Source organism: Nocardioides bigeumensis (assembly GCF_039531755.1).
GTDB classification, from domain to species: Bacteria; Actinomycetota; Actinomycetes; order Propionibacteriales; family Nocardioidaceae; genus Nocardioides; species Nocardioides bigeumensis.
Window position 1 is genome coordinate 910217 of sequence record NZ_BAAAQQ010000002.1, and the last position, 23958, is coordinate 934174.

Consider the following 23958-nt stretch of genomic DNA (forward strand, 5'->3'; position numbering starts at 1 on the left):
ACATCGGCGATGTCGTTGTGCTGGCACCGTGGTGAGCGCACAGTGTCAGGGTGAAGTCCCGGCCGACGGTGCTCGCCAGCGCCGCTCTCCTGGCGGTCACCCTCAGCGTGTCCGCCCTCAACCTGGCGTCCGGGTCGGACGACCAGTCAGGCGACCCACCCTCGTGGTCGAACGCCGGCGGCGGTGGTCAGGACGACAAGCAGGCCAAGCCGGACAAGCAGGACGGGTGGAAGAAGCTGGCTCCGACGGAGCGGCACGAGCTGATGTCCGGCCTGGTCCGCGAGCACAAGACCGGAATGGCCGACTTCCAGGCGTGCAAGAGGGCCGGCGGCACCGACTGCGAGAAACCGCTCCCGCCCGGACAGGCCAAGAAGCTCTGAGCGTCACTCGCCGATGCTGAGGCGCACCTCGACGACCATGCCCCCGTCGATGCCCTCGGCCTTGCGGATCTTGTCCTTCAGCGGGACCAGGTAGGTGCCGTCCTTGGGGAACAGCGACGTCGTCCACTCGGTGTCGCCGATCTCCACGGTCACCGGGATCACGCCCCACCCGTAGGTGACCATCGCTGCGATGTCCTTGATCGCGTCGGCGTCCTCGTCGGGCACGGCGACGTAGTAGTAGGGCGACGGACCGCGCCACTCGAAGACCGGACCGGCGAAGTCGAGGATCATCGGCTCAGCCTAGGTAGAGGTCGCGGATGACGTCCTCGATGTCGGGCTCCTGGATCGACAGGTCTGCGACGTCGTACGCCGAGGCCACGGCTGCGACGATCGGGGCCGCGCTGGCGTCGGACGGGAAGGACAGCCACTGACGGGGCCCGTCGAGGCGGCGCACCGTCGCGCCGGCGACCTCGATCGGGGGTCCCTCGTCGATGAGGTCGACGACGAGCGTGCGCGTCGACCCGCCGCGCACGTGCAGGTCGGGGAGCGTGCCGTCGAAGACGGACGTGCCGTGGTCGATGACGATGACCCGGCGGCACAGCGCCTCGATGTCCTGGAGGTCGTGCGTGGTCAGCAGGATGGTGGTGCCGCGCGTCTGGTTGAGGGCGCGCAGGAACTCGCGCAGCCTCCCCTTGCTGATCACGTCGAGGCCGATCGTGGGCTCGTCGAGGTAGAGCACCTCCGGGTCGTGCAGGAGTGCCGCGGTGATGTCGCCGCGCATCCGCTGGCCCAGGGACAGCTGCCGGACCGGCGTGTCCATCAGGTCGTGGAGGTCGAGGAGGGCGACGTACTCCTCGAGGTTCTCGCGGTAGCGCGCCGGGTCGATGCCGTAGATCTTCTGCAGGAGGTCGAACGAGTCGCGCAGCGGCAGGTCCCACCAGAGCGTCGTGCGCTGCCCGAAGACGACGCCGATCCGTCGCGCGAGGTCGGTGCGGTGCTTGCTCGGTTCCAGCCCGGCGACGCGCAGGTGGCCGCCGGTCGGGACGAGGATGCCGGTGAGCATCTTGATCGTGGTCGACTTGCCGGCGCCGTTGGGCCCGATGTAGCCGACCATCTCGCCGGCCTCGATGCCGAAGGAGAGGTCGTGCACCGCGCGCACCTCCGTGGTGGTGCGCCGCAGACCGCCGCTGCGCTTGCGCACGACGAAGGTGCGCTCGAGGTCACGCACGTCGATGAGCTTCTCGGTCGAGCTTGTCGAGACCAATGCTTCAGCTCCCCGTCGAGGTGTAGCGGCGGACGCCGGTGCGCCAGGCGAGCCCGGCGAGGGCGATGAGGACGACCGCCACGAAGGGCGGAAGGTAGGCGAACCACGCGGGGAGCCCGAAGGGGTCGTCGCGGCCGATGAGGTAGAGGCAGCTGTACCAGTTGGTGAAGGCGACCGGGACGACGAACGTCAGCGACTTCACGACCTCACCGGGGAAGATCGAGAGCGGGTACTGCGTCATCGTGTTGCCGCCGTAGGTGAACGCGTTGGCGAACTCGGATGCGTCGTGGGTCCAGAACTGGATGCAGGAGAAGCCCACGAAGAGTGCGAAGAAGATCCCGCAGGCGCCGAGCACCATGAGCGCGGCGACGACGAGTCGGCTGGGTGTCCAGTCGACGTGCGCCGCGCCGTACGCGAAGACGACGACGGCCTGCGTGATCCGGCCGAGCCGGCGCAACGCGAACTGGTCGGCGCAGACCTGGACGAGCAGCGGCACCGGCCGGACCATCATCGCGTCGAGGGTGCCCATCCGGATGTGCCGGCCGATCTGCTCGACGCTGCCGATCAGCAGGTCCGCCACACCGATGCCGATGCCGGAGGCGCCGTACAGCAGCGCGATCTCCCAGAGCTCGAACCCGTCGAGGTTCCCGATGAGCCGCAACATGAGGTAGAGGCCCACGAAGTCGGTGAAGGTGAGCAGCATGGACGAGATCGTCATGATCGCGAAGGACGTGCGATAGCTCAGGCTCGACCTGATCCAGAGGCGCGAGATCTGAGCGTACTGTCGGGGTGCGCGACGGATCGTCGTGAGGGCGTCAGCCACCCTGGACCACCACCTTGCGCGTGGCCGCGGCGAGCACGGCCTGACACAGGGCGAGGAGCGCCAGGATCCACGCTGCCTGGGCACCCAGGCCGGTGACGACCTCCCAGCCGGTCCGCTGGCCGAGCCAGATGTCGGCGGGGGTCTGGAGGAAGGACGCCCAGGGGAGCGCCAGGGCGATCGAGCGCAGCGGTTCGGGGAAGACGACCAGCGGGAGCACCATCCCGCTCATGAAGAGCGCCAGGAATCCCGACAGCATCTTCACGCCGCTCTGGTCGAGCAGCCAGAACGTCGAGCACGCGACCAGGAAGCGGATGGCGAAGCTCGTGGTCACGGCAAGGACCACACTCACCAGAAAGGCCGCAGCCGCCACTGGCGTGGGGACGACGATGTCGAAGAGCACGACGCCGATGAGCGTCGGCGCGAGGCCACGTGTCAGGAAGTGGTACGCCGAACGGCCGAGGTCGCCGGCGAGGTACCACGGCACCAGCCCCACCGGCCGGTGCAGGTCGCTCGCCACGTCACCCGTCCGGATCCGGTCCGCCAGGTCGTCGGTGGTGCCGCCGCCCCACAGCGCCACAGTCATGAGCAGCGCCTGGCCGATCCAGACGTACGTCACCGCGTCGGTGGCGTCGTACCCGCCTGCGTCCGGCCGCTGGTCCCACAGTGCGAGGTAGGCGTAGGAGTAGATCACCCCGAAGACGCTGTTGGTGAAGATCCCGGCGACGGTCGCGGCGCGATAGGTGGAGTAACGCCGGAACGTCCGCGTCGCGATCGCGACGTAGAGCATGCGGGCCTCCGGGCGGGGCGGTCGAGGGCATGGCGAAGTAGAGGTGCTACAAGAGGGCGGCCGGTCATCATCACACGTCCGCGCCAGGAGAGCCAGGTGCGAGACGATCGAGCGACCGGGTCTCGAGGGGTACGCGAGACCACCCTCGTGGCGTCCGACAGGACGCGCGTGGTCGCGCGCCGAAAGGCAGCAAGAGGGAGCGGCGGGCTGCGGAGCCCGGTTCGGTGGTCGAGCAGCGAGCGAAGCGAGCGGCAGTGCCTCGGTGGTCGAGCAGCGAGCGAAGCGAGCGGCGGTGCTCCGGTGGTCGAGCAGCGAGCGAAAGCGAGCGGATAGTCGAGACCACCATCACGGTGGTCGCGCAGCGAGCTGGCGAGCGGGAGTGCCCCGGTGGTCGAGCAGCGAGCGAAGCGAGCGGCGGTGCTCCGGTGGTCGAGCAGCGAGCGAAGCGAGCGGATAGTCGAGACCACCACGAAGGCGGGTGGTGGCCTGGGGAAACAAGCTGGTGTTCGAACAGGTGTTCGAGTAGCATGGTGACCACGATGACCCACCCCGACACCCACCCCACACCCGCAGACCTCCTCGAGGAGGTACGCCGGGTCGACGCGGTGCGCGTGAAGGCCGAGGCCGACCTGCTGGCGTTGGCGTGTGCGTGGGCCGACGCGCACCCCGACCTGAACCAGCGTCCGGTGGTGGCGGGGTTGGGGCCGGACTGGTTCCCCGCCCACCACCAGCCGATCCTGGGCGACGACCCGGCCGATGAGGACCTGTTGATCCCAGGCGTCGCCTGGGACGCCCCGGCGGGGTTCTCGGCGGTGTTGGGGATGTCGACCCAGGGCGGGGAAGGGCTGATCCGTGAGGCGCTGGTGCTGCGGCACCGGCTGCCCCAGGTCTGGGCCCGCGTCCAAGCGTTGGAGGTGCCCGCCTGGCGGGCGCGGCGGATCGCCCGGGCGGTCTACGCGCGCCCGGCCGACGTGTCGGACTACCTCGACGAGCACGTCGCCCCGGTGGCGGAGAAGGTCGGCACCACCACGATCGACCGGCTCATCGATGATGTGACGAGCAGCTGAGACCGAGGAACGAGGTCTCAGCGTGGGCTCGGCCAGGTTGAGCAGGGCCCACGGCTGAGGGACGAAGCCGTGGATAGCCCGTGTCGAAACCCGGCGAGAGGACCGCCAACACCAGCCCAAAGGTCTGACCCGCGCGCACCCAGTGGCCAGCCCGACCGCGCGGCCGTCCCGCTCGACTGGCGCCGGAGGTTTCGTGACGTCGCCGAGCGCCTCCTCAACCACCGGCGGGGGTCATGCCCCGACCCCCCCCGGCAGCTGAACCAGGCCCCCACCTCCGCAAGGCCGCGGGCACCTCACCGGGTCTCGACACGCCACAACGCGGCTTCGTTCCTCAGCCGCGGTGGCTGCTCGACCTGGCCGAGCCCACGCGGCCCGCTCGTCCCTCGCGGCCCGCTGCTCGTCTCAGGTGCGGCCGGGCCGAGACGGAGGTGAGGGTCACCAAGGTCATCGACCTCAACCAGCCCGTGAGCGTCGACCGGTACGAGGTCGGCGCCCGGATGGCCCTGCGGGCCACCCTCCGCGAACCCACCTGCGTGTTCCCCTGGTGCTCCCGACCAGCCCGACAGTGCGACAAGGACCACTGCACGCCCTACGCCGAAGGCGGGGGAACGTGCGACCACAACCTCGCCCCACTGTGCCGGCGACATCACCGGCTCAAGACCCACACCGCCTGGACCTACGAACGCCTGCCCCTCGACATCGGCTGGCGCTGGACCGACCCCCACGGCATGCGATACCTCCGTGACCACCACGGCACCAGACCCCTGTCGATGACAACCTTCCCCGAACGCCCGCCATTAGAAGCCGCGTGAGGCGTGCTGCTGCCTCCACGTACCAGCTGCTGCGCGTCGGCTGACCCAGTCAATGCACTACGCGACCACTCTCAGTGCTGGTAGGTCCCGTGGATGATCGCGCGGCCGAGCGTCTTGAACGCCAGGTTGAAGGACACGACGGCAGGCGACGCGGACTCGTCGACGCCGAGCGACTCCTCACCGACCGCGTGCACGACGAAGTAGTAGCGGTGGGGCTGGTCGTTGGGCGGGGGAGCGGCGCCCATGAAGCCGGCCTCGCCGCCGTCGTTGCGCACGTGGAAGGCATGGCCGGGCAGCGCCGCGGCCGAAGCGCCCGTGTCGAGCGACGTCACGTCGGCCGGGACGTCGACGAGCACCCAGTGCCAGAAGCCGGACGGCGTCGGCGCGTCGGGGTCGAAGCAGGTGACGACGTAGGACTTGGTGCCGTCAGGTGCGCCGGACCACGACAGCTGCGGCGAGGTGTTGCCCTTGTCGGCGACCTGGTCGTCCTTCAACGGCTGGCCGTCCGTCACGTCGGTGCTGGTGACGGTGAAGGTCGGCCGCGGAGGCAGGAGCTCGTAGGGATCGGGGCTGACAGGACGATCGATGGTCGGGTCGACACTCATGGACGCGACAGTACCCAGCGCCAGAGCGCCAGGCCCGCGACGAGCGAGCCGAGGGTGCCGAGGGTGAGGTCGCCCAGCGTGTCCTCGTACGCCGTGTCGAGCTCGGTGCCGTGGCGGATGAACGTCCACCACTCGCCGAGCTCCCACCCGATGGCCAGCACCGCCCCGAAGCCCGTCACCGCGAGCACGAGCACCCAGTGCGGCCGCACCGAGCGCAGCAGGATCGCGCCGAGGCCGCCGCAGAGCAGCGCCCAGTTGGCGAAGTGGTTGAGGTCGTCCCACCACACCAGCGAGTCGTAGAGGTCGAGGCTGTTGCCTGTCACGTCGACGAGGAACGGCGCGAGCACGAGCGCGAACGCGCCGTGCGGCGGGCGCTTGCCGGTCCGTCGACGACGCTCGACCAGGAACCAGATCGCCGGCACCAGCGCCATCAGCAGGGCGTAGCCCACCAGCCGCGCCCCGAACGCCTTGTCGGCGAACCGGTCGATGCCGGGGACGAAGGTCGCCACCGCCAGCTGCGCCATCGTGAGCGCGTAGATGCCTGCCGGCACCCACGCCGGCACGCCTCTGCCACGCGCCTCACCGGTCCCCTTGTCCACCATGGCCCGGACCCTAGCGACGCCCGGGCGCCGCGGACGGGAGAATGGCCGCGTGCCCCCAGCCGATCAGGACGAGGTCCGGCCCTATCCCATCGGGCTCCGGCTGCGCGGTCGGCGCGTGGTGGTCGTGGGCGGTGGTCACGTCGCGCAGCGCCGGGTCCCGGGTCTGCTGGCCGCGGGTGCCGACGTCGTGGTGGTCTCACCGGCGGTCACGCCCGCCCTGGAGGGTCTGGTCCCTGAGATCGCCTGGATCGAGCGCGGCTTCGACGAGCACGACCTCGACGAGGCGTGGTACGCCGTCGCCGCGACCGACGACCCTGGGGTGAACGCCGCCGTGGCCGCGGCAGCCGACGAGCGCAGGATCTTCTGCAGCCGCGCCGACGACGCTCGCGAGGCCACCGCCTGGACGATGGCCTCGGGCCATCACGGCTCGGTGACCGTCGCGGTCGTCGGCAACCGTGAGCCGCGCCAGTCCGCCGCGCTGCGCGACGAGATCATCACCGCCCTCCGTGACGGGCACCTGTCGACGAAGGGTGCCCTCGACCGGAGCCCCGGCGTCGTCCTGGTCGGCGGCGGGCCCGGCGACCCCGAGCTGGTCACCGTCGCGGCCCGCCACGCGCTGGCCTCCGCCGACGTCGTCGTGGCCGACCGCCTCGCCCCGCGCGAGCTCCTCGACGAGCTCGGCCCGCACGTCGAGCTCGTCGACGTGGCCAAGCTGCCCCGCGGCCGGGCCGCCGCGCAGGAGACGATCAACGAGCTCATCGTGGCGCGGGCGCGCGAGGGCAAGCGCGTGGTCCGTTTCAAGGGCGGCGACAACTTCGTCTTCGGGCGCGGCTTCGAGGAGATCGAGGCCTGCACGGCTGCAGGGGTACCCGTCACCGTCGTCCCGGGACTCTCCTCCGCTCTCGCGGTGCCGGCCCGCGCGGGCATCCCGGTGACCCATCGGGGCGTGGCCCACGAGTTCACCGTGGTCTCGGGACACCTGCCACCAGGTCACGCCGAGTCCTTGGTCGACTGGGACGCGCTCGCCCGCCTGCGCGGGACGCTCGTGCTGCTGATGGCCGTGGAGAACGCCCCCGCCATCGCCGACGCGCTCGTCGCCGGTGGACGCCCAGGCACCACCCCGGTCGCCGTGCTTGTCGAGGGCACCCTGCCGGGGGAGCGGGCGACGTACTCCACGCTCGGCACCCTGGGCGCCGACATGGACAGGGACGACGTCCGTCCGCCGGCGATCATCGTCATCGGCGACGTGGTCCGGGTCGCGAAGCCGGAGCACTACGCCGGTGGCTGAGCTCGTCCCGGTCGAGAGCGCCGACGACGACCGGCTCGCCGACTACCGCGACCTGCGCGACGTCGAGCTGCGCAAGCACGTCGAGGCCGAGCACGGACTCTTCCTCGCCGAGGGGGAGAAGGTGGTCCGCCGAGCCGTCGAGGCGGGGTACGACGCCCGCTCCTTCCTGATGGCCGAGCGCTGGCTGCCCGGCCTCGCGGACGTGCTCGAGACCACTGACGCCCCCTGCTACGTCGTCTCCGAGGCGCTCGCGGAGGAGGTCACCGGCTTCCACGTTCACCGCGGTGCCCTGGCGTCCTTGGCGCGGCCGCCGCTGCGTTCCCTCGCCGAGGTGCTCGCCGACGCCCGATCGGTGCTGGTCCTGGAGGACATCGTCGACCACACCAACGTCGGAGCGGTGTTCCGCTCCGGTGCCGCGATGGGCTTCGACGCGGTGCTGCTGGCGCCGCGCTGCGCGGACCCGCTCTACCGACGGTCCATCAAGGTAGGGATGGGCGCGGTCTTCTCGCTGCCCTGGACCCGGCTGCCCGACTGGTACGCCGCCCTCCCGACCCTGTCCGCGCGCGGGTTCACCACCGTGGCGCTGACCCTCGGCGAGCACTCGGTGCCGATCGAGGACGCGGTGCGCGGTATCGGCCGTCTCGCCCTCGTGCTCGGCTCCGAGGGGCACGGCCTGTCCGAGCGCTGGGAGCGCAGCGCCGACGTCCGGGCCACCATCCCCATGGCGCCGGGCATCGACTCCCTCAACGTCGCCGCCGCCTCAGCGGTCGCCTGCTACGTGGCCGCGCGGCGCTAGCCTGCGGCAGCGGCCCTAGGACACGTTGAGCTCGAAGACGTGCTCCAGTCCGTCCTCCTCGTCGATCTGCTCGCCCACCTGCACGAAGCCGGCGCTGGTGACCAGGTGCAGCGACACCGTGTTCCACGGGCCCACGGAGGCCACCACGCGGTCCACCTCGGGTGTCGCCCGGGCCCGGTCGAGCAGGAACGCGAGGGTCGCCTTCGCCAGGCCACGGCCGCGGTGGTCCGGGTCGATCTTGTAGCCCACCTCGAGCGTGCGCTCCTCCGTCGGCTTCTCGTGGAAGCCTGCCTGCCCCACGGGTACGCCGTCGGCCAGGACGACCCCGGTCACCCAGGCTGCCTCCTCGGGGTCCTCGGCCACCTGGACTGCGCGCCGCTGCCAGGTGCTGACGCAGTCGTCGTCCGTGCCCAACCAGTCGGAGAGCGGGACGTCGGTGGCGAGGCGGGCCGCGGCGACGTCGCCGTCCGCGAGGGCGCGCAGCGCCGGCAGGGGGAGCTGGGCGATGGTGACGGTCACGTCGGGTGGTCTCCGCTCGGTTGGTCAGAAGAGGGCGACCAGATCCTCGCGCAGCTCGACCACCGAGAGCACGGGGATTATCGCGAGGGCCACCAGTGGCCACACCTCATAGTGCCGCTGCGCCCGAGCGGTTCACCAAGAGCGCTGACGCGAGGCCTCGTGCAGCACGATCGAGGCGGCCGTGGCCATGTTGAGCGAGCTGGCCGAGCCGCGCATCCGGATGGACACGAGATCGTCGCAGGCATCGCGCCACCCGGAGCTGAGGCCGGTGGTCTCCTGGCCGACCACGAGCACCACCGGCCCGCGAAGATCTGCCTCGCGCACGTCGACCGACCCCGACTCGTCGAGCCCGAGGATCCGGTGCGACGGCCTGGCCCACCCGAGGACCTCGCGGTGCGAGGGCGCGCGGACGACGGCCAGGGTGAAGAGCGACCCGGTGGAGGCGCGCACGGACCGTGGGTCGTAGGGGTCAGCGGCGTGGCCCGTCACGACCAGGGCGTCCGCTCCGAACGCGTCGGCCGAGCGGGCGACCGTGCCGACGTTGCCCGGGTTGGTGGGTCGGTCCAGGACCACGACGAGCCCGGCCCCGTCCAGCCTGACCAGGTCGTCAGGAGGTTGCTCGACGACGGCCACGAGCTCGGGCGGATCGTCGCGCTCGCCCAGCTCGGCGAGCAGGTCGGCTGACAGCTCGACGCGCCGGGCGCGGGCCAGCGGGCCGTCGTCCGACGTCCAGAGCCCGGCCGCCCACTCCGAGCGCCGGGGCCGGTCGTCACCGAGCAGCGCCCGGACCGTCCAGCCGCGTTCGACAGCCGCGGAGATCGGCCGCACCCCCTGCACCAGGAACTCGCCGAGGCGGTGTCGCTTGGTGCGGTTGTCCAGCAGCGCCAACCATTGCTGGAACCGGGCGTTGCGGGTGGTGATCCTCAACGAGCGGCCCTCACGGGCCCTCGGCGGGCCAGCCGGTGGGGTACTCGTCGGCCGACTTGTCGTGCGCCTTCGCGAGCTTCTTGCGGGCCTTGGTCGGGAGCCGGTCCCCGAACACCGTGCCGAGCGTGTGGTCGGTCTCGTGCTGCAGGCAGCGGGCCAGGAGGCCGTCGCCGCTGAACTCGACGGGTTCGCCGTCAAGGCCGGTGCCAGTGACGGTGGCGAAGTCCGGCCGCGCGCACTCGACGAAGGCCCCGGGGTAGGACAGGCAGCCCTCCTCGCTCTCGTCGAGCTTGCGGTCCTTGCCCTCGGGGAGGGTGACCACGGGGTTGCAGACCACGCCGACGGTCCTGCGCCCCGCGTCGTCGGGGCAGTCGAACACGAAGACCGCGCGATCCACGCCGATCTGGCAGGCCGCGAGGCCGACCCCGTCGGCGGCGTACATCGTGGCAACCATGTCGGCGGCCAGGGAGCGCAGCTCGTCGTCGTACGCCGTCACCGCCGCGTTGCGGTGGTGCATCACGTCGGCGCCCCAGCGCGTGATCGACCGGACGGTGCCGCCCTCGGGCAGCTGGCCGTGCGGGGCGTGGGGGTCTTCTCCATCGGGCCTGGCGGACACGGCGGTCATCCTAGGTGGGTCATGACGAGCGTCACGCGCGGTGCCTGGTGACCGAGGTGTAACTCGGAGTTACAGTTGCTGGCATGCACCTCGACGGTCCCTCCCGGAACGGCCTGGCATCGAGCGAGCGGCGCGATGCGATCGGCGTGCTGGTCGCCGGACTCAACCGCCTGGCGCGCAGCGACGTCCTTGACCGCACCGGTCTGCGCAAGCCTGCGGAGCGGGTGGTGCGGGAGGCCACGCGGCGTGGCTTCGGCACGATGGTCGCGGCATCGCGTGCCAGCAGGTCGTTCCAGCGCCGGGGGAGCAGCTCCGCGCCGGGCGTACGGCCGGCGTCGGCACCGAGCTCCGGGACCTTCGACCTCACGCCCACCGACGACGAGCAACTGCTGCTCGAGGTGGCCCGTGAGCTCGCCGCCGACGTGCTTCGGCCCGCCGCCACCGAGGCCGACGACGACGCCGCGGCTCCGGACGCCGTCCTGAAGGCATCGCTGGAGATCGGGCTGCCCGTGCTGGGCGTCCCGGAGTCGCTCGGCGGGGTGGCCGAGGAGCGCTCGGCGATGGCCGGGACGCTGGTCGCCGAGGCGCTCGCCCACGGCGATCTCGGGTTGGCGGTCGCGACGCTCGCGCCCGGCTCGGTCGCCACCGCCCTGGCGCTGTGGGGGACCGAGGAGCAGCAACAGACCTACCTGCCGCACTTCACCGGCGACGACGTCCCGGCTGCCGCGCTCGCGCTCACCGAGCCGAGCGTGCTCTTCGACGTGCTCGCGCCGACGACCACCGCTCACCGCGAGGGCGACGAGCTGGTGCTCGACGGCGCCAAGTCACTGGTCCCCCGAGGGGTCGACGCCGAGCTCTTCGTGGTCGGCGCCGAGCTGGACGGGTCGCCGGTGCTGGTCGTGGTGCCGAGCGGGCTGCCGGGGCTCGACGTCACTGAGGAGCCCGCCATGGGGGTCCGCGCGGCGTCGCTGTCGCGGGTGACCCTCACCGGGGTGCGGGTCCCGACCGATGCGGTCCTCGGCGCGACCGACGGGACGACGTACGCCGAGTGCGTGCGGCTCTCGCGGCTGGCCTGGTGCGCGCTGGCCGTCGGCACTGCCCAGGCGGTGCTCGACTACGTGACGCCGTACGTCAAGGAACGGCAGGCCTTCGGCGAGCCGATCGCGCACCGACAGTCGGTGGCCTTCATGGTCGCCGACATGGCGATCGAGCTGCAGGCGATGCGGCTGCTCACCTATCGGGCAGCATCTCGCGCCGCCCGTGGGGAGGACGTCTCGCGCGACGTCGGGCTCGCCCGCCAGCAGTGCGCCAGCCGGGGGATGCGGATCGGGCTGGACGGTGTGCAGCTGCTCGGCGGTCACGGCTTCGTCAAGGAGCATCCGGTCGAACGCTGGTACCGCGACCTGCGGGCCATCGGCGTGATGGAAGGCGGGGTGCTGGTCTGATGCCGATCAACCTGGAGACACCCAAGAAGCACCGGACCCTGGTCGACCAGGCCCACCAGGTCGCGATGAACATGCTGCGGCCGATCTCGCGAAAGTACGACCGCGCCGAGCACGCCTACCCCGTCGAGCTCGACATGCTCGCCGCGATGATCGACGGCCTCGCCGAGTCGGGACGGACCGAGGGCGCGGGGGCAGCCGGCGTCCGACGTGACGACGACCCCCCTGGCGGCGACGGCGTTCGCAACGGCACCAACCTGGCGTCGGTGCTGTCCATCGCCGAGATGTGCTGGGGCGACACCGGGCTGCTGCTCTCGATGCCTCGGCAGGGCCTCGGCAACTCCGCGATCGCCTCGGTCGCCGACGAGGCGCAGGCGGCCCGCTTCGCGGGAGTCTGGGCGGCCATGGCCATCACGGAGCCCGGCGTCGGCTCCGACTCGGCGGGCATCAGGACGACCGCACGGCTGGACGGCGACGACTACGTCATCGACGGCGAGAAGATCTACGTCACCGCCGGTGAGCGTTGCGACGCCGTCGTCGTGTGGGCCACCCTCGACGCCTCGCTCGGCCGGGCGGCGATCAAGTCGTTCGTGGTGCCCAAGGGCACGCCGGGGATGACGGTCGAACGGCTCGAGCGCAAGCTCGGCATCCGGGCCTCCGACACCGCGACGCTCCGCTTCGACGGCTGCCGGGTCCCGAAGGAGAACCTCCTCGGCTCGCCCGAGGTCGACGTCAAGCAGGGCTTCGCCGGTGCGATGGCGACCTTCGACAACACGCGGCCTCTCGTGGCCGCGATGGCGGTGGGCTGCGCCACGGCCGCGCTCGACCTCACCCGCGACCTGTTGGCCGAAGCGGGCGTCAGCGTCGACTACGACCGACCCGCCCAGAACCAGTCGGCCGCGGCCGCCAAGCTGCTCCAGCTCGAGGCCGACCTCGAGTCCGCGCGGCTGCTGATGATGCAGGCGGCCTGGCTGGCCGACAACCGCCGCCCCAACTCGCTGGAGGCCTCGATGGCCAAGGGCAAGGCGGGCAGGGTCGGCTCCGACGTCACCCTGTCGTGCGTGGAGCTGTGCTCGTCGGTGGGCTACAGCGAGGTCGAGCTCCTCGAGAAGTGGGCGCGCGACTCCAAGATCCTCGACATCTTCGAGGGGACCCAGCAGATCCAGCAGCTGATCGTCGCCCGGCGGCTGCTCGGGCTGTCCAGCGCCGAGCTGAAGTAAACGGCAGGCTTCTCAGACGTTCAGGCCGGCCAGGTCGAGCACGTCCTCGGGCCGGTCCAGGTCCGGCGTGGACAGGAAGACGGTCGAGACTCCGCGCCCGGCCAGGTCGGCGTGGCGGTCGCGGTGCTCAGCCACGGTGCCTGCGTGGGTGCGGGCGGCGTACGCCGCTGCCGACGTACGTCCGCGGTGCCGCTCCACCCGTGCCCAGGTGTCGTCGCGGTCCCGCCCGACGACGGGCAGGTCGAGCACCGTGATGGCCACCTCGGCGGGGTCCCGGCCGACCTCGGCGCAGTGCCGGTGGAGCACCGAGATCTTGTGGTCCAGGACGTCGACGTCGCGAGCCGGGAGGTTGCAGGCGTCGCCGAGACGCGCGGCGATGCGCAGCGTGCGACGCTCGCCCGAGCCGCCGACGACGATCTCGATCGGCGCCGACGGCCGCGGGTAGGACGTCGTCTCCGGCAGCCCGGCTGCGGCGTCGGCCTTGGTGCCCGGCGCCCAGAGCGCCCTCATGGTGACGATCCCGCGCTCGAGGGCGTCGAGCCGTTCGCGGGCGCGAGGGAACTCCAGGCCGTGCGCCGCGTGCTCCCGCTCGAACCAGCCGGCACCGACGCCGACGAAGACCCGCCCACCGGTCAGCGCCGACAGCGTGGCGGCCGCCTTCGCCGTGATGCCGGGCGCCCGGAAGGTCACAGGTGTGCACAGCGTGCCCAGCCGGAGGCCGGTGCCGAGGCCGGCGATCGCACCCAGGGTCACCCACGGTTCCGGGATCGGATCCCAGGCGCGGCCGACCTGCGGGATCTGGATGAGGTGGTCCATGACGGCGAGTCCTGCGAATCCGGCATCGTCGGCGGCGAGCGCCATCGAGCGCAGCCACGCGAGGGGATCCTCGCCCCAGGGGAAGCGGGAGACCTGCAGGACCACCTCGACGCCGGTCGACGAACGACGATCATCCGGGGCGGAGGGGTCTGGAGGAGGATGCGCCGCCTCCTCGGTCGTCGGAGCGGCTTCGTCGAGCTCGACCACCGTGTCCCAGCCCTCCGCGGCCATCTCGTCGCGCACGGCGGGCAGCCGCTTGAGCTGGCCGGCGAGGACCGGCGCGGGCACGGGACGGTCGCGTGCCGCGTTGCGCCGGCGGCACTCCTCGGCCGGGGTCGTGAAGAGCACCGCGACGGCGGGGAGACCCGCTGCCCTCGCGGCGGCCAGCCAGCCGACCCGGCGGGCGGCGTCGAGCCCGAGGGTGTCGACGACCGTGGTCAGGCTGCGCCCGAGCCGGGCGGCGACGACGGTCTCGAGCACGCCGAAGGCGTCGGCCGACGCGTCGAGGTCGTGCTCGCCGCTGCCGACCACGCCACGCAGCGCGTCCGAGGAGACGACCTCCTGGGGACGGAAGCGCGAGGCCGCCCAGTGGGACTTGCCGGAGCCGGAGGCGCCTACCAGGACGACGAGAGCCGGGTCCGGGAGCCGCACGTAGCGGAGTCTCCCAGACCCGGCAGGGCGTGCTGGAGGTGTGACGGGCTCAGGCGGCCTTGAAGGGATCGTGCTCGGCGAGGCGCTGCTCGAGGCGCATCCGCTCCAGGCGGGCGAGCACCTGGCTCTCCTCCTGCGCGTCGCGGATGCACTTGGCGAGCGAAAAGGACGAGGTGACGAGGAAGATCGTCCCGAGCGAGAGGAAGGCCCGGACCCACGGAGTGGTGGGCATGTAGTAGATGGCGAAGAGCATCGAGAAGAGGGCGATCGCGAAGGCGAGGCCCGACTGCAGGAAGAAGGCGTTGGTGTTCTTGGGTGTGGTGGGCTGCGTCATGCCAGAACCATCCTTCGCCGGTGTACCCACCCGGACCCGTCGGCGTACCTGTCCGCAGTGAGTACCGGTACCCGTTGGCTCCCGCCTCGCGAGTGACGCCAGGCATAGTGGGCCGCATGGCGAAGACCTCGGGCGGCGCGCGCAGCAAGCTGATCATCGACTGCCTCCAGGAGGCGTTCGCTCCGCTGATGCGGGCCGACCCGCGCGCGTTCCGCGGCAAGTTTCGCAAGATGGCCGGCGACCCGCACGCGTTCTACAGGGGCAGTGCCTGCCTGTTCTACGCCGACGTCACTCCCGACGACGACCCCTACGCCGGCGACCACGGCAAGGGCGACAGTGCCCGGATCTGGATCCACGGCGACCTGCACGTCGAGAACTTCGGCACCTACCTCAACGCCGCCGGCCGGCTGGTCTTCGACATCAACGACTTCGACGAGGCCTACCTCGGCAGGTTCACCTGGGACGTGCAGCGCTTCGCGGCGTCGCTCGCCCTGATGGGCTGGCAGAAGGCGCTCCCGGAGGAGGAGGTACGCCGGCTGATCGGCCGCTACGCCCGGGCCTACCTCGCGCAGGTCGACAGCTATCGCAAGACCGAGGACGACGCCGGCGACTTCGCGCTCTACCTCGACAACACCGAAGGCCCCATCCACCTGGCCCTGAAGGTCGCCCGGAGCCAGCGTCGCGCCGACCTGCTCGACGAGCTGACCGTCGTCGATGACGGCGTGCGGATGTTCGCCCCCGACGACACGATGCGCCGGCTCGACCGCAAGGAGCGGGCCGCCGTGGTTGCGGCGTTCGACGGGTACCTCGAGACCATTCCGGAGGACAAGCGGTTCGACCGCGACCTCTTCTACGAGCTCCGCGACGTCGTGGGGAAGTCCGGGTTCGGTATCGGCAGCGCCGGGCTGCCGGCGTACAACCTGCTGGTCGAGGGGTTCAGCCAGGCACTCGACAACGACGTCGTGCTCTCGATGAAGCAGGCCAACATCCCGGCCGTCAGCCGCTTCGTCGACTCCGAGACGGTCGACGCGTACTTCGAGCACGAAGGCCATCGCACGGTCGTCAGCCAGCACGCGCTCCAGGCACACACGGACCCACTGCTCGGGTACACGCAGATGAAGGGTGTCGGGTACGTCGTCTCCGAGATCTCGCCCTACGAGATCGACCTCGACTGGAGCGAGCTGCACGAGCCCGTCGAGATCGCGCAGGTGGTCGACCTGCTCGGCCGGGCGACCGCGAAGATCCACTGCGCCTCCGACGAGGACAGCGAGCAGGACCTGGTCGACTTCCAGGTGGAGGAGGCCATCGCCGCGAGCGTGCAGGGCCGCCGGCGCGAGTTCGTCTCCTGGCTCACCGACTTCGGTCTCACCTACGCGGGCCAGGTGCGCGAGGACCACGCGCTGTTCGTCGAGGCCTTCCGTCAGGGCAAGGTCGGCGTCGCGGCGACCTGAGACAGGGCGCGGCTAGTCCCGAGCGGCCGGCCCGGAGGCGACGGCGATCAGGGTCGTCGGCGGTCGGTAGCCGGCGGCCGTGAACGCCTCGGCCACCGCGGCGGCGACCCGCTCACGGTTGCCCGGCTCGACCAGCGCGATCGCCGAGCCGCCGAACCCGCCGCCCGTCATCCGGGCACCGAGGGCGCCGTGGTCAACCGCGGTCGACACCGCGAGGTCGAGCTCGGGGCACGAGACCTCGTAGTCGTCGCGCAACGACCGGTGCGACTCGACGAAGAGCCGCCCGACCTCGTGCCAGTCGTCCTCCTCGATCGCGCCGATGGTGTCGTGCACCCGGTGGATCTCGGTGACCACGTGCCGCACCCGGCGGACGAGCCGCTTGTCGTCGAGCCGGTCGAGGTCGGCCAGCCCGGCGGCGCGCAGGGACGGCACACCCAGGATCTTGGCGGCCGCCTCGCAGTCGGCCCGACGGGCGCCGTACCCGCCGTCGGTGAGCTCGTGGGCGACACCGGTGTCCATCACCAAGACCTCGGGAGCGTCCGACCCGAGCGGGACCTGGCGGCTCGACCCTGAGGTGAAGTCGATCAACAGCGCGGCACCCGGCCTGGCCAGCAGCGAGACGGTCTGGTCGAGCCCACCTGTCGGTGCTCCGGCGATCTCGGTCTCGGCACGGATGCACACCGGCACCAGGGCGCGCAGCAGGTCCTCGTCGACGGCTTCGCCGGCGAGTCCCGTGACCGCCATCGCCACCGCACACTCGATCGCGGCCGAGCTGGACAGCCCGGCGCCGACGGGAACGGTGCTGTCGACGAGGAGGTCCGCACCCGTGACGTCGTGGCCGGCCTCGCGCAGCGCCCACAGGACGCCCACGGCGTACGCCGCCCACCCGTCGACCGATCCAGGGGCGACGTCGTCGAGGGCGCCCTCCCACCGGTCCTCGCGCTGGCGGCTCGCGACGCGGACGATGCCGTCGTCACGGGCACCGGCGGCTGCGTACGTGCGGTGGGGGAGCGCCACCGGGAGGCAAAGCCCGCCGTTGTAGTCGGTGTGCTCGCCGATCAGGTTGACCCGACCCGGCGCGTGACCGACGACCTCGGCTTCACGTCCGAACTCAGCGGCGTACGCCTCACGCGTGGACGCGACGAGCGCGGCGGGGTCTCCAGGGTGGACCTCGCCAGATGACGTGGGCATGGGTCGCAGCCTAGGGGGCGTGCACGCGGACCGCGTGACCTCGATGCGTCGGCGTCGTTGGGGCCATTGAGTAGCCCAACCCCACGAGGAGCTCGGACCATGAGGATTTCGTCCAAACGCCCACGTCTCGTCGCGTCCGTCGCGGCCTTCTCCGCTGCCTTCGCGATGGCCGTCGTGCCCGGCCCGTCAGCCGAGAGCGCACCCGCGCCGGCCGTCCGGCTGGCTGTGCTCGCGCCGGTCCAGGACTACCTGGCCACGCGCCTGACCACCTTGGTGTCGGGCCAGAAGGAGACGGTCCTGGTCCACGGCAGCAGCCTGGCCGCCGCCCGCAGCGCGGTGACCACGACGGGGATGTCGACCGTCACCAGCTTCGACAAGATCGGCGTCGTCGTCGCGCGCGGCACCAAGGCCCAGATCACCGCGGCCCGGGCGGTTCCCGGCGTCATCTACCTCGAGGGCAACACCCCTATCGAGATGTCGCAGTACACCTCGCACAAGTCCACCCGCGGCGACGAGGCGATCGCCACGCTGACCGGGGCCGACGGCACAGCCCTGACCGGCAAGGGCGTCTCCGTCGGCGTCATCGACTCCGGGGTCGACCCGACCCACCCGTTCCTCCAGGAGCCCGGCGGCGGCTCGGCCGTGGTCAGCAACAACAAGGTGCTCTGCGACCTCACCGAGTCGCTCTGCCAGGTCGTCAACCTGCCGAACTCCGTGGACACCGACACGCTCTCGGTGGGCGGTCACGGCACCCACGTGACCGGCATCGTCGCCGGCCGGCAGACCACCCTGTCCGACGGTCGCGTCCTCCACGGCGCCGCACCGGGCGCCAAGATCGTGTCGCTCTCGACCGGGGCGGCGCTGTTCATCGTCGGGGCGGACACCGCCCTCAACTGGGTGCTGGAGAACCACGCGGCTCCCTGCGGCGCGGCCGTCCCCGCCGCCGAGTGCCCGCCGATCAAGGTCACCAACAACTCCTACGGCCCCTCGGGCGGCGGCGCGTTCGACCCCAACTCCGCGACGGTGAAGCTGCAGCGTGCGCTGGCGGCCGAGGACGTCGTCACCGTCTGGGCCAACGGCAACGACGGCGGCGACGGGTCGGAGAGCCTCTCCAACCCGCCCGGCATGGACCCGACCGGCGGAGTGATCTCCGTGGCGTCTTACAACGACCTCGAGACCGGCACCCGCGACGGCGAGGTCAGTGAGTTCTCCTCGCGCGGAGCCGCTGCGGACCTGTCGACCTACCCCGACATCTCGGCGCCCGGTGACACGATCACCTCGTCCTGCCGGATCTACCTGCTCATCTGCTCGACCGGGCTCGACCCCGTCGACGGCGGCGACTACAACACGATCAGCGGGACGTCGATGGCCGCGCCGCACATCGCCGGCATCGTCGCCCAGCTGTTCCAGGACTCGCCCGACGCGACGGCCGCGCAGGTCGAGGCCGCGATCAAGACGACGGCGTACAAGTACTCATTCGGAGCGCCCTACGTCTCGGGTCCCGGTGGCGTCACCACGTCGTACGACAAGGGCACCGGGCTCGTCAACGTCGTCGCCGCGGCCAACGCCCTGAACTAGCCCCCTGAGCAGCCGCCCGTGGTCCGTGGGGTTCCGCGGGCGGCACCGACCCCCATGGGGACGCCTTGCCCCGGGCACCGGTCTGCGGTGATCCGGGTCAGGGCGGCGCCCCGGCACGGGTAGATTCGACGGTCGTGCGACTACTCCACCAGCCGGCCGACAGTCTGGGGCACGACCTGACCTACGACGACGTCTTCATGGTGCCCGCCCACTCGGCGGTGGGCAGCAGGTACGACGTCGACCTGGCCACCCCTGACGACACCGGCGCCACGATCCCGGTGGTGGTGGCCAACATGACCGCCATCGCAGGCAAGAGGATGGCCGAGACGGTCGCCCGACGTGGGGGACTGACGGTCATCCCGCAGGACATCCCGATCGACGTCGTCCGCGAGGTCGTGTCGTTCGTGAAGGCCCGGCACGTGGTGCATGACACGCCGATCGAGCTCGCGCCCACCCAGACCGTCGCAGAGGCGCTGTCGCTCATCCCCAAGCGGGCGCACCGTGCCGCCGTGGTCACCGAGGGCGGCAGTCCGGTGGGGGTCGTGGCCGAGCAGGACTGCGCCGACGTCGACCGTTTCGCCCAGGTGCGTGACGTGATGACCCCGCCCCTGGTCACCGTCGCCGCGGACACCTCCCCGCGGGAGGCCTTCGACCGGCTCGACGCCACCGCGCACGCCGCTCTGGCCGTCGCGGTGGATGCCGAGGGTCGGCTGGTCGGGGTGCTGACCCGCATCGGCGCCCTCAGGGCCACGCTCTACCGGCCCGCCGTCGACGCGGCCGGCGGGCTCCGGATCGCGGCGGCCATCGGGGTCAACGGCGACGTCGCGGCCAAGGCGGCCGCGCTCGTGGACGCCGGAGTCGACTGCCTGGTGATCGACACCGCGCACGGCCACCAGGACCGGATGCTCGACGCACTGCGGGCCGTGCGCGCCCTCGACCCGGGTGTGCCGGTCGTCGCTGGCAACGTGGTCTCGCGGGATGGCACCGAGGCGCTGGTCCAGGCCGGCGCCGACATCGTCAAGGTCGGGGTGGGACCGGGCGCCATGTGCACCACCCGGATGATGACGGGCGTCGGGCGCCCGCAGTTCTCGGCCGTCCTCGACTGCGCCGAGGCGGCGCGCGAGCTCGGCAAGCACGTATGGGCCGACGGCGGCGTACGCCACCCGCGCGATGTTGCGCTGGCGCTCGCGGCCGGCGCGTCGTCGGTGATGATCGGCTCGTGGTTCGCCGGCACCCACGAGTCGCCCGGCGACCTGCTCCACGACGCCGACGGCCGCGCCTTCAAGCGCTCCTTCGGCATGGCCTCCGCGCGCGCGGTGGCCAGCCGCACCGCCGGCGAGTCGGCCTTCGACCGCGCCCGCAAGGGTCTCTACGAGGAGGGCATCTCCTCGTCCCGGATGTACCTCGACCCGGAGCGGCCCGGTGTCGAGGACCTCCTCGACCAGATCTGCTCCGGGGTGCGCTCGGCCTGCACGTACGCCGGCGCGACCACCCTGGCCGAGCTCCACGAGCGCGCGGTGATCGGTGTCCAGAGTGCCGCGGGCTTCCACGAGGGCCGGCCCCTCTCGTCGAGCTGGTAGCCGTGCGCCTCGGTTTCGTTCCCGGTGTGATGCCGGACCGCTGGGCCCGCACGTGGCGGGAGCGCCACCCGCGCGCGTCCTTCGAGCTCGTCCCCGTCGCCGCCGAGGAGGCGGAGGCCGCGCTGCGCAGCGGCGCGCTCGACATGGCCCTGCTCCGGCTCCCGGTCGACAGGCGCGACCTGCACGTGGTGGTGCTCTACAGCGAGGATCCGGTCGTGGTGGTCGCTCGCGACCACGTGGCCAGCGTGTACGACGAGGTGTCGGCCGCCGACCTGGCTGACGAGCAGTTCGTGCTGGGTCCGCCGCAGGGGCTGGTGCCGGTGGCGGGGCAGCTCGCCTTCCCTGCGATGTCGGTCAAGGAGGCGGTCGAGGTGGCGGCGTCCGGCGGCGGGGTCGTGGTGCTGCCGCTCTCGCTCGCCCGGCTCCACCACCGCAAGGACGTGCGGCACGTGCGGGTCTCGGACCTGCCCGGCACCGAGGTCGCGCTCGCCTGGCTGATCAGCCGGGACGACGACGAGACCCAGGATTTCGTGGGCGTCGTTCGCGGCCGCACCACGCGCAGCTCGCGCTGACCCCCTACTTTGGGATCGGGGGGCGGTGGGTTTAGGACGACGACCACGTGTGCATGATCAGACCCATGACGAGCACACGAGTTTCTCTGGTGGCGACGGGCGCGGCCATCGCGCTGTCCGCCACGGTCCTCAACATCGCCCCCGCCCAAGCCGCCCCCGTGGCCGCCGGCCAGACGTTCAACACCGCCAGTGGCGCCGAGGCCGCCTCCGCGCTGGCCCTCGGCCGACGCAAGACCAAGCTGAAGGTCAAGCCCTCCGCCACCGAGGTCCCGGTGCTCACCGCCGTGACGATCGCGGGCAAGGTGAACGGCCCCAAGCGCAGGGTCATCCTCCAGCTCAAGAACGCCTATGGCTGGCGCAACGTCGACAAGGACAAGTCGAACAAGAAGGGCAAGTACGAGCTCAAGGCGCCGACCAAGTGGTACGGCAAGAAGAAGATGCGCGTCGTCGCGCCGCCGACGCGCGCCTTCCAGGGCAAGATCAAGAAGGTCTCCATCAGCATCGACGAGGGCTACGAGCCGCTCGGCGTGCGCAGCTCGTGGACCCGGATCGCCGACGAGAAGATCCGTTACAACCCGTGCCAGACCATCAAGTACGCCGTGAACCCGAACATGCTCCCGGCTGACGGCGTGGCGGTCCTCAACGAGGCCATCTTCCGTATCGAGCTCGCCTCCGGCCTGCGCTACAAGTACTCCGGCACCACCAACGCCATCCCGTTCCGCACCACGCCGGGCAAGGAGCAGGACAAGAAGGCCAACCTGGCGGTCGCCTGGTCCTCGCCCGACACCGACGCGTCCAACCTGGCCGGCGGCGTCCTCGCCCGCGGCGGCATCACCAACGCCAAGTGGGTCGCCAAGCGCAGGACCTTCAAGGCCGTCAAGACCGGTCTGCTCATGGACGCCAGCGACCAGCCGCTCTACACCGACCGCGGCTTCGTCAACGGTGCCGGTCTGGGTGCGGTGCACATGCACGAGCTGGCGCACGCCGCTGGCCTGGGCCACACGACCGACACGACGCAGATCATGGACGCCTACGTCAGCGACGCCCGTCCGGCGCTGTTCGGCAAGGGCGACATCCAGGGCCTGAGCAAGATGGGCCTCAACGGCGGCTGCCTGTCGGGTGGGCGTAACGCACGCGTGCTGCCGGGCGCCGGGCCGGAGTTCACGCCGGTCGACGTCCCCTACGTGCTGGGCGAGCGCCACTGACGTCCACAGCAGGCTGATCACCCGCTGAAGCCGAGCAGACGGGGCCCCGGAGGTGTTGCACCTCCGGGGCTCCGCTGTGTCCCACGAGGCAGCTGACCGGCCGACTCGGCCGGTTTGCGACCACGACGTCGCGCGGACCGGTTTGATGAGCCTGTGACCGATCCCTACTGGCCTGGCGAGCACCGCGCCGGCGACCACTTCACGGCGTCGACCCTGCGCGAGGCGATGACGGCGGTCGAGGCCGCGTGGCTCGACTCGCTCGTGGCTGCCGAGATCGCTCCCGCCGACGCCAGGGTCGACCTTGCGGACCTGGTGCAGCCCTACCACGAGGAGTGGCTCGCCGAGGAGAACGAGGCCGGGGGCAACCCGGCCGTCGCGCTGGTCTCGCTGCTGCGCAGCGTGCTCGAGGACGACCAGCCCACCGCCGCGGCGTGGCTCCACCGCGGCCTGGCCAGCCAGGACGTCGTGGACACCGCGCTGATGCTGATGGCCCAGGACGCGGTCACCGAGCTGAGGATCGACATCCGCGGGCAGGCCGAACGGCTTGCGGTGCTGGCGAGCACCCATCGGGGCACGCCCATGGTCGCGCGCACGCTGACGCAGCACGCGGTGCCGACGACCTTCGGCCTGAAGGCCGCCCAGTGGCTGGCCGGGGTGCTCGACGCGTACGACGGCCTCGCGGCGCTCACGTTCCCGGTGCAGATCGGCGGTGCGGCCGGCACCCACGCCGCGGTCGTCGAGCTCGGAGGCCGGCCCCAGGACCTCGTCGTCGACATGGCTCAGCGGCTCGGGCTGGCCCCGGCCGCTCCGTGGCACACGCGGCGCACCGCGGTCACGCGGCTGGGGGACGCGCTGGTGCGCTGCACCGACGCGTGGGGCCGGATCGCGGAGGACGTGCTGACGCTGAGCCGCCCCGAGATCGGTGAGCTGAGCGAGGGCACCGGCGGGGGTTCTTCGACACTGCCGCAGCAGCACAACCCGGTGCTGTCCGTCCTGGTCCGGCGCGCGGCCATGACGACCCCGATGCTGGGCGCCACCTTGCACCTCGCTGCTGCCCAGCAGGTCGACGAGCGCGCGGACGGCGCCTGGCACGCGGAGTGGTCCGCGCTGCGCGACCTGGCCCGGCGCACCCTGGTGGCGGGCTCCCACACCTTCGACCTGGTCGCCGACCTCCAGGTCGACCCGGGGCGGATGGCGACGACGCTGCACGCCGCCCGGGAGGACGTCGGCGCCGAGCAGTGGTCGATGGCCGAGCTCGTGGGCCGGACGCCGGCGTACGCGTATCTCGGCATCGCCACCGAGCTGGTCGACTCGGTGCTGGGCCGGGCCCGCAGCACGCTGGGAGAGACGCCCAAGGAGACGCCCCCGGAGCCGAGCTGAGAGCCGAGCCGGAAGCAGTCAGGGCCGGCGTCAGCCGGCCCTGTGATGACTG

25 protein-coding genes are annotated in these 23958 nt (G+C 71.7%); 13 read left to right on the top strand and 12 right to left on the bottom strand.

What is annotated here, in order from left to right:
- Positions 1–50 precede the first annotated feature (50 nt).
- Positions 51–380: a hypothetical protein gene (locus tag ABD295_RS05570; RefSeq protein ID WP_344302649.1), complete on the top strand. Its 330-nt coding sequence runs from the start codon at positions 51–53 to the stop codon at positions 378–380.
- A 3-nt stretch (positions 381–383) separates the two neighbouring features.
- On the opposite strand, the gene ABD295_RS05575 is transcribed toward ABD295_RS05570, so the two are convergent.
- From ABD295_RS05575 to ABD295_RS05590, 4 genes are read right to left on the bottom strand one after another with little or no spacing between them, the layout of a single operon-like run.
- Entirely contained in the window at positions 384–671 is a 288-nt protein-coding gene (locus tag ABD295_RS05575) for a DUF1905 domain-containing protein (protein ID WP_344302650.1), read from the bottom strand.
- 4 nt (positions 672–675) lie between these two features.
- Positions 676–1608 carry an ABC transporter ATP-binding protein gene (locus ABD295_RS05580; RefSeq protein ID WP_344302651.1) on the bottom strand — a complete coding sequence of 311 codons (933 nt, stop codon included), beginning with the start codon at positions 1606–1608 and terminating at the stop codon, positions 676–678.
- A 40-nt stretch (positions 1609–1648) separates the two neighbouring features.
- Positions 1649–2467, bottom strand: coding sequence for an ABC transporter permease (locus tag ABD295_RS05585; protein WP_344302652.1), 819 nt, complete (start codon positions 2465–2467; stop codon positions 1649–1651).
- Positions 2460–3254 (bottom strand): ABC transporter permease, encoded by a 795-nt coding sequence (locus tag ABD295_RS05590; RefSeq protein WP_344302653.1) that lies wholly within the window; start codon positions 3252–3254, stop codon positions 2460–2462. The genes ABD295_RS05585 and ABD295_RS05590 overlap by 8 nt, the downstream gene beginning before the upstream one ends.
- A 530-nt stretch (positions 3255–3784) precedes the next feature.
- On the opposite strand from ABD295_RS05590, the gene ABD295_RS05595 reads away from it, so the two are divergent.
- Entirely contained in the window at positions 3785–4321 is a 537-nt protein-coding gene (locus ABD295_RS05595) for a hypothetical protein (protein ID WP_344302654.1), read from the top strand.
- Between the two features lie 428 nt (positions 4322–4749).
- The gene (locus ABD295_RS05600; protein ID WP_344302655.1) at positions 4750–5133 is read left to right on the top strand and encodes an HNH endonuclease signature motif containing protein; all 384 of its coding nucleotides are present in this window, start codon (positions 4750–4752) and stop codon (positions 5131–5133) included.
- Between the two features lie 71 nt (positions 5134–5204).
- Here ABD295_RS05600 and ABD295_RS05605 read toward each other — a convergent pair whose 3' ends face one another.
- Both ABD295_RS05605 and ABD295_RS05610 read right to left on the bottom strand, forming a co-directional pair.
- Positions 5205–5738 carry a YbhB/YbcL family Raf kinase inhibitor-like protein gene (locus tag ABD295_RS05605; protein ID WP_344302656.1) on the bottom strand — a complete coding sequence of 178 codons (534 nt, stop codon included), beginning with the start codon at positions 5736–5738 and terminating at the stop codon, positions 5205–5207.
- The gene (locus tag ABD295_RS05610; protein WP_344302657.1) at positions 5735–6340 is read right to left on the bottom strand and encodes a DUF2238 domain-containing protein; all 606 of its coding nucleotides are present in this window, start codon (positions 6338–6340) and stop codon (positions 5735–5737) included. The genes ABD295_RS05605 and ABD295_RS05610 overlap by 4 nt, the downstream gene beginning before the upstream one ends.
- 49 nt (positions 6341–6389) lie before the next feature.
- Between ABD295_RS05610 and cobA the strand changes: the two genes are divergently transcribed.
- Together cobA and ABD295_RS05620 are read left to right on the top strand one after the other, a co-directional pair.
- The gene (cobA, locus tag ABD295_RS05615) at positions 6390–7628 is read left to right on the top strand and encodes a uroporphyrinogen-III C-methyltransferase (protein WP_344302658.1); all 1239 of its coding nucleotides are present in this window, start codon (positions 6390–6392) and stop codon (positions 7626–7628) included.
- Positions 7621–8424, top strand: coding sequence for a TrmH family RNA methyltransferase (locus ABD295_RS05620; protein WP_344302659.1), 804 nt, complete (start codon positions 7621–7623; stop codon positions 8422–8424). Before cobA ends, ABD295_RS05620 begins: the two co-directional genes overlap by 8 nt.
- Before the next feature lie 15 nt (positions 8425–8439).
- On the opposite strand, the gene ABD295_RS05625 is transcribed toward ABD295_RS05620, so the two are convergent.
- The 3 genes from ABD295_RS05625 to def all read right to left on the bottom strand — a co-directional run bounded on the left by ABD295_RS05625 (position 8440) and on the right by def (position 10486).
- Positions 8440–8943: a GNAT family N-acetyltransferase gene (locus ABD295_RS05625; protein WP_344302660.1), complete on the bottom strand. Its 504-nt coding sequence runs from the start codon at positions 8941–8943 to the stop codon at positions 8440–8442.
- Between the two features lie 132 nt (positions 8944–9075).
- Positions 9076–9870, bottom strand: coding sequence for a TrmH family RNA methyltransferase (locus ABD295_RS05630; RefSeq protein WP_344302661.1), 795 nt, complete (start codon positions 9868–9870; stop codon positions 9076–9078).
- A 10-nt stretch (positions 9871–9880) separates the two neighbouring features.
- Positions 9881–10486, bottom strand: coding sequence for a peptide deformylase (gene def / locus ABD295_RS05635; protein WP_344302662.1), 606 nt, complete (start codon positions 10484–10486; stop codon positions 9881–9883).
- A gap of 83 nt (positions 10487–10569) precedes the next feature.
- Here def and ABD295_RS05640 point away from each other — a divergent pair, with 83 nt between their 5' ends.
- Both ABD295_RS05640 and ABD295_RS05645 read left to right on the top strand, forming a co-directional pair.
- Positions 10570–11931: an acyl-CoA dehydrogenase family protein gene (locus ABD295_RS05640; protein WP_344302663.1), complete on the top strand. Its 1362-nt coding sequence runs from the start codon at positions 10570–10572 to the stop codon at positions 11929–11931.
- On the top strand, positions 11931–13148 hold the full coding sequence (locus tag ABD295_RS05645; protein WP_344302664.1) for an acyl-CoA dehydrogenase family protein: 1218 nt from the start codon (positions 11931–11933) through the stop codon (positions 13146–13148). Before ABD295_RS05640 ends, ABD295_RS05645 begins: the two co-directional genes overlap by 1 nt.
- Positions 13149–13160: 12 nt before the next feature.
- Here the strand turns inward: ABD295_RS05645 and ABD295_RS05650 are convergent, their stop codons facing one another.
- Both ABD295_RS05650 and ABD295_RS05655 read right to left on the bottom strand, forming a co-directional pair.
- Positions 13161–14615 (bottom strand): LLM class flavin-dependent oxidoreductase, encoded by a 1455-nt coding sequence (locus ABD295_RS05650; protein WP_344302665.1) that lies wholly within the window; start codon positions 14613–14615, stop codon positions 13161–13163.
- Positions 14616–14664: 49 nt separating this feature from the next.
- Positions 14665–14949 carry a YiaA/YiaB family inner membrane protein gene (locus tag ABD295_RS05655; RefSeq protein WP_344302666.1) on the bottom strand — a complete coding sequence of 95 codons (285 nt, stop codon included), beginning with the start codon at positions 14947–14949 and terminating at the stop codon, positions 14665–14667.
- Positions 14950–15065: 116 nt separating this feature from the next.
- Between ABD295_RS05655 and ABD295_RS05660 the strand changes: the two genes are divergently transcribed.
- Complete coding sequence (locus tag ABD295_RS05660; RefSeq protein WP_344302667.1) at positions 15066–16400, top strand: DUF2252 domain-containing protein; 1335 nt, start codon at positions 15066–15068, stop codon at positions 16398–16400.
- 12 nt (positions 16401–16412) lie between these two features.
- Here ABD295_RS05660 and galK read toward each other — a convergent pair whose 3' ends face one another.
- Positions 16413–17591 (bottom strand): galactokinase, encoded by a 1179-nt coding sequence (gene galK / locus ABD295_RS05665; protein WP_344302668.1) that lies wholly within the window; start codon positions 17589–17591, stop codon positions 16413–16415.
- 99 nt (positions 17592–17690) lie between these two features.
- Between galK and ABD295_RS05670 the strand changes: the two genes are divergently transcribed.
- From ABD295_RS05670 to ABD295_RS05690, 5 genes are all read left to right on the top strand, one after another.
- A complete protein-coding gene (locus ABD295_RS05670; protein ID WP_344302669.1) occupies positions 17691–19169 on the top strand; it encodes a S8 family peptidase in 1479 nt (492 codons plus the stop codon).
- A 134-nt stretch (positions 19170–19303) separates the two neighbouring features.
- Positions 19304–20749: a GuaB1 family IMP dehydrogenase-related protein gene (locus tag ABD295_RS05675; protein WP_344302670.1), complete on the top strand. Its 1446-nt coding sequence runs from the start codon at positions 19304–19306 to the stop codon at positions 20747–20749.
- Between the two features lie 2 nt (positions 20750–20751).
- The gene (locus ABD295_RS05680) at positions 20752–21321 is read left to right on the top strand and encodes a LysR substrate-binding domain-containing protein (RefSeq protein WP_344302671.1); all 570 of its coding nucleotides are present in this window, start codon (positions 20752–20754) and stop codon (positions 21319–21321) included.
- 65 nt (positions 21322–21386) lie between these two features.
- A complete protein-coding gene (locus ABD295_RS05685) occupies positions 21387–22526 on the top strand; it encodes a matrixin family metalloprotease (RefSeq protein ID WP_344302672.1) in 1140 nt (379 codons plus the stop codon).
- Between the two features lie 153 nt (positions 22527–22679).
- A complete protein-coding gene (locus ABD295_RS05690; RefSeq protein ID WP_344302673.1) occupies positions 22680–23906 on the top strand; it encodes a lyase family protein in 1227 nt (408 codons plus the stop codon).
- The last annotated feature ends 52 nt before the right edge of the window (positions 23907–23958 follow it).